A 1,867-nucleotide genomic window follows, 5' to 3' on the forward strand; every position below is an offset into this window, starting at 1 on the left:
GGTCTGGACACCCGGCGACTTTGCCGATCTCGGCGCGCGCGCCGCCGTGGACAAAACCCTGCAGCGCCTAGCGGCCGCCGGGGATCTTCGCCGGATTGACCGTGGCCTCTATGACCGCCCGCGGACCAATCCTCTGACCGGCCGCGCCACCGTGCCGGACTATCGCGCCGTGATCAGGGCGGTGACACGCCGCGACAACGCGCGCACCGTCATCGATGGCATGACGGCCGCCAACGATCTTGGGCTCACGACGGCCGTACCCGCGCGAATCGAGGTGCTGGTCGATGCGAGATTGAAGCCGATCAAACTCGGCACCCAGGAAATCCACTTCAAATACGCCGCGCCGAGCCGTCTTTATTGGGCGGATCGGCCGGGAATGCGGGTCGTCCAGGCCCTGTATTGGATGCAGGATATGCTGACCCAGGACAGCGAGCGCAAGCGGATCGCGACCATATTGCGCCGCCTGCTTTCTGACCCCAAGCACGGCGAGGCGATTTGCGAGGATCTGCGCGCCGGTCTTTCCGCCGTGCCGATCTGGATGCAGGAGTTCCTGCGCCAACTGCTCAGCCCGGGAGCCGGGCTCGAGGGTAAGTCATGAGCACCGACGCCTACCGTCAGATCATTGCCGCACCGCCACGTGACCGGCTCGATCTGTTCCTCGCGACGGCCAACCGCATCGGCGCGCCGGTCGGGAATGTCGAAAAGGACTTCTGGGTCTGCTGGACCCTCAATGCGCTCTATCACGAACGGCCGTCAGGAGAGCCGCGGCTGCTGTTCAAGGGCGGCACATCGCTGTCGAAAGGCTATGACCTCATCAAGCGCTTTTCCGAGGACATCGACGTCACCGTGTTCCGCGACGACCTCGAGGAGCCAGCCTCGGTCGAAGAGCTCGAGGCGCTATCGAACAAGAAACGTCGCGCCAAACTCGACGCCATCCGAGATGCCTGTCGCGCCTATATCACCGGCCCGCTCAATGAGTTCCTCGCCGCCCAGTTGGCAGACCTCACCAAAGGGGCGGGGCGCGTGGAAATCGATGACGCCGATCCCGATCGGCAAACCCTGCTGCTTTGGTATCCCGAAGTGGAGCCGCGCGATGGCGCCTATGTCCGACCGGCGATACGTCTTGAATCCGGCGCAAAATCAGCGCTCGATCCCCATGGGCCTCTTACGATTACTCCCTATGTCGCCGAGGAAGCAGCCGGCGTTGATCTCGCCGTGCCGGACGTCACCACGATCGAGGCGACGCGGACCTTCTGGGATAAGGTGGTGATCGCTCATGGACTGCGCCGCTGGTATGAGCGGCGTGGTGAACTACGGCAGGAAGGTCAGCGGGTCTCGCGGCATTACTACGACTTGCACTGCCTCATGCAGTCGGAAACCGGGAGAGCGGCGATCGCCAACCTCGATCTTGGCGCCGATTGCGTGCGTCACGCGCTCATGTTTTTCGATCGGCCGGACTATGATCTTGCCTCGGCAGTGCCGGGGACCTTTGCGATCGAGCCCGCGACCAAGATGGTCGATGCGCTTGCGCGCGACTACACCAACACGACTGCGATGATCTTCGGCACCCCGCCAAGCTTTGACGGCATCCTAGCCTCGGCCCGGCAGATCGAGCAGAGCATCAACGGCGGGTAATTGTTCGCAGCCGCGTCCGCCTTCTCTCCAATGCGCGAGCCGTCTTTCTTGCGGCCCTCAAATCGTCGAGAGTCGGCTGCCACCAAACTGTTCCATCGATCTTCGTCTTGGATCGCGAGGGCCAGGTCTTGATGAGCTCATCGAGGTCGGCGGGACGCCATTGCCCCCAGACATAATTATGGTGGTCTGGAAGGTCGGAGTAGTGGGAACGAAGTATCTCGCCGTCGACGGG

At 63.0% G+C, this 1,867-nt stretch carries 2 protein-coding genes and 1 pseudogene; 2 read left to right on the top strand and 1 reads right to left on the bottom strand.

What is annotated here, in order from left to right:
* Together EN914_RS33885 and EN914_RS33890 are read left to right on the top strand one after the other, a co-directional pair.
* Positions 1 to 598: DUF6088 family protein (locus EN914_RS33885; RefSeq protein WP_245497911.1), on the top strand; the 598-nt coding region annotated here is incomplete at its 5' end.
* Entirely contained in the window at positions 595 to 1,635 is a 1,041-nt protein-coding gene (locus tag EN914_RS33890; protein ID WP_024504937.1) for a nucleotidyl transferase AbiEii/AbiGii toxin family protein, read from the top strand. The genes EN914_RS33885 and EN914_RS33890, both read left to right, overlap by 4 nt.
* On the opposite strand, the pseudogene EN914_RS38815 reads toward EN914_RS33890, so the two are convergent.
* Positions 1,622 to 1,867, bottom strand: a pseudogene (locus EN914_RS38815) (hypothetical protein); the annotation flags it as partial. The gene EN914_RS33890 and the pseudogene EN914_RS38815 sit on opposite strands and share 14 nt — an antisense overlap.

Source organism: Mesorhizobium sp. M7A.F.Ca.CA.001.08.2.1 (genome assembly GCF_003998455.1).
Lineage (GTDB): Bacteria > Pseudomonadota > Alphaproteobacteria > Rhizobiales > Rhizobiaceae > Mesorhizobium > Mesorhizobium ciceri.

What these genes read in the sequence shown, in the direction of transcription:
- EN914_RS33890 (WP_024504937.1), top strand. Translation starts at nt 595, where the DNA reads ATGAGCACCGACGCCTACCGTCAGATCATTGCCGCACCGCCACGTGAC.